Annotated in this window: 3 protein-coding genes; all 3 read right to left on the bottom strand. The window is 44.9% G+C overall.

Features of this window, described 5'->3' with window-relative positions; translation table 11 throughout:
* Positions 1-870: Wzz/FepE/Etk N-terminal domain-containing protein (locus F6K57_RS41265; protein ID WP_293074884.1), on the bottom strand; the 870-nt coding region annotated here is incomplete at its 3' end.
* Between the two features lie 77 nt (positions 871-947).
* On the bottom strand, positions 948-1,070 hold the full coding sequence (locus tag F6K57_RS41260) for a hypothetical protein (RefSeq protein ID WP_293074880.1): 123 nt from the start codon (positions 1,068-1,070) through the stop codon (positions 948-950).
* Positions 1,071-1,236: 166 nt separating this feature from the next.
* Positions 1,237-3,116, bottom strand: a 1,880-nt coding sequence (locus tag F6K57_RS41255) for an SLBB domain-containing protein (protein ID WP_293074877.1), incomplete at its 5' end; no start/stop codon positions are given.

Below are 3,116 nucleotides of genomic sequence, written 5' to 3'. Positions count from 1 at the left end.
TTCTACACTTCTTAACTGACCAATGATTTGCTGATAGAGTGGAGCGTCACCAAGAGCCGCCAGCGCTCCCGTTTCGTCTTGTAGAGAACCAAGATAGGAACGGGCTTGAACTAATTCTTGTTCAAGAGCTAAGTTTTGCTGTTTCAAGGTGGTCATTTGAGAAGCAATTAGTTGAGCTTGGCTTTCGGGGTCAGTAAACTGATATCGCTCTCTAAAGACTTGTAATTGGTTTTGCAGTTGATTTACCCTGGCTTGTCGAGATGGTAACTGGTTTTCAATGAATTGAATCCCTAGCTTTAAATTAGTCTGGCGTTCCGCCAGGGAGTACTCTAGGTATACGTTGGCTAATTGGTTTAAAATAGTCAGAATAAGATCCGGATCTTTGCCTTGGTAGCTGATTTCCAAGATCTTAGTTTTCCCTAAGCGAGTTATGCTTAAATCCTTAATTAGGGAATTATAACTTATTTCGGGATGGGTTTTTTGGAGTTCTGCGACCACTAGTTTCATTAGTTCAGGACTACGCAGGACTTGAATTTGGGTTTCGTAGTCTAAACCAGATTTAAGGTTTTGTGGTCCTAAAACAGACGTTAAATTGTCTAAGTCATTTGCTGCATTAACAGGCTCTACTAAAATCCGAAATTTGCTTTGGTAAATTGGCTCTTCATTCAAAGTTGTGGGGTAGACGTAGGACATCCCTGCAACTGTTACCCCGACAATGACTAGTCCTCGCCGTTGCACCACTACAAACCAGCGGGCTAAATCCCATTCACTATCGTCTGGTTCTAACCATGGTGACCCTTGAGGTAAAGGGGGAAAGTTACCGTTATTACTGGCAACTGGCAGAGGAGAGGGAGAAAAATTATTAATCATTGCGTTTTGTTTTAAATTTAATTAAGGAGATGCTATAAAATTTGACTAGATAAGAGTTAGTTGGTACCGGTTATAGATTAGATTTTAGGGAGTAGGGAGTAGGGAGTAGGGAGTAGGGAGTAGGGAGTAGGGAGTAGGGAGTAGGGAGTAGGGAGTAGGGAGTAGGGAGTAGGCAACATAAAAAATATTATGTACCTCATGATGATAAAATTTTAGATAATTCAAAGTTAATGAACTGTTAATAAAAAAAAATAAACTATAAATAATAAAAAACTAAAGTACTGATTTATGTTCCCTACTCCCTACTCCCTGCTCCCTGCTCCCTGTTCTCTGTTCCCTGTTCCCCGTTGCCTCGCTATATCTAAATTAGAACAACAAACGTAAGGGAGACAAAATTTGGAGAATCGGACTGAGAATGTTAGAGAGGGTATCAGTGATTCTGGCGGAACGGGAGCGACCAGCAAGGATAATATCGTTGTTCCATAGTAGAGGGTTAGTTTCGTCATTAAGTCCTTGCTTTAAATTGACTTGGATTTCCCGTCGGGTTAGGCTACCATCGAGATTGAAACGAATTAGCTCTACCACTTCTTCTGAGCGCTCATTAAATCCCCCCACCGAAAGCAACGCTTCATTAAGGGTGGTATTCGATGGCATTTCCACTGTTCCTGGTTGTTTCACTTCTCCAGAAACATTGACGCGAATTACATTTGGAGAAAGGTTAGTGGAGGCAATTTGAGCAGCTTCTGCGGCAGTGATTTCTGTGACAGTAGGAATAATCACTGTGTCTCCCTTTTGCAAGGCCAAATCTTGACTAAGGTCGCCCTCTTGTAATAATTTCCAGAGGTTAACGTTAATCAGCTGTTCTGTGCCATCGCGAGTGGGACGACGCACTTGAATTTGCCGCACGTTAGCTGAGGGTTTAATCCCGCCAGCAGTTTGAATCGCTTGACTAACTGTGGGGCGACTAGCGCCATTTTCTCCTCCTCCTAAGCGGTAAGCCCCTGGTCGAAAGACTTCCCCCACCACCGCCACATCGGATATGGCGTCAGTGCTCGCTAGGTTAGATGCTGCTAGTTGAGCGGTTTTGGTTAAGTCCACCTCAGTGGTGGTTGGAATCATAATTACATCCCCATCCCGCAAAATCAGGTTTTGACTTAAATCACCAGCTTGCAGCAGTTGTGAGAGATTAACCCTAATCGTATCGGTGATACCAGAAGGTTGAGTACGCCGAATTTGGATTGCCTCTAAATCCGCCGATTGGGTCATCCCGCCAGCCAGCTGGACGGCTTGAGCGATACTGGGAAACTGGGTATTATTGATTAAGGGTAAAACGTAGGAGCCTGGTTTTTTAATTTCCCCGGAAATAGCGATTTGTAACGGGCGCGCTTGGAGTAAACTAACAGTGATGGCAGGAGAGCGCAATTCTGATTGATATTTAGTTGCGATCGCAAATTCTGCTTCTTCTAAGGTCATGCCCTCAACGGTCAGTTTCCCCACTAAGGGCAACTTGAGAGAGCCATCCACACCAACCTGTTGTTGGCCACTAAACTCCGGAACCCTGAAAATAGTAATTAGAATCACATCTCCTGCACCAAGGGTATAGCTCTGGTCAATCACAGGGCTAAATGACTCTACAGGAGGTGCAGGAGTAGTAAGGTTAGGAAGACTGGGGAATGGTATGGTTTCGATAGGTTCCTCAAAGGTGGGCAGAGGTTGGATGTCTGTGGGCTGACCTGGGGGGGATGGTAGGGGCTGGGTAGGTTGCTCAAAGGTGGGCAGAGGTACCATGTCTGTGGACTGACCTGAGGACGACTGACCCTGAGACGGTGTTGGTGTAGATTGAGCAATAGTTGATGTAGCAACAGTCACAACAGGAAAATTGTCCCTGGGCTGTTCACCATGAGGCGGCAGTAATTCCCTGAAGGTAAGCATAGCTAACTTCCCAGGAGCGGTTAAGTTGGCATCAGCAACAATTAGCTCGACATCATCTTCTGGTTGATTAGAAATCTCGAAAAATGAACCATTAACTAACCTCAGGTCTGAGCTAAAGGTTAATTTCATAACAGGTCGATTGGTAGTGTTGGCCTTTGCTAGCACCTTTGATTTGCTTGGTTGCTTCACCTTAGGGATGCTGGCAATCATCTCAGCTGGCGGTTTTTTGGGTACCTTTACTGGAGCTGGCTCCACAGTTTCCCATGGCATTTTGATCAAATCACTGCCAAGGGAACGAGCCACAATTCGCTCTA

It is taken from the genome of Moorena sp. SIO4A5, assembly GCF_010672005.1.
In the GTDB taxonomy this organism is placed as follows: domain Bacteria; phylum Cyanobacteriota; class Cyanobacteriia; order Cyanobacteriales; family Coleofasciculaceae; genus Moorena.
The sequence above is the reverse complement of the archived record's forward strand: the minus strand, read 5'-3'. Positions and strand labels throughout refer to the sequence as shown.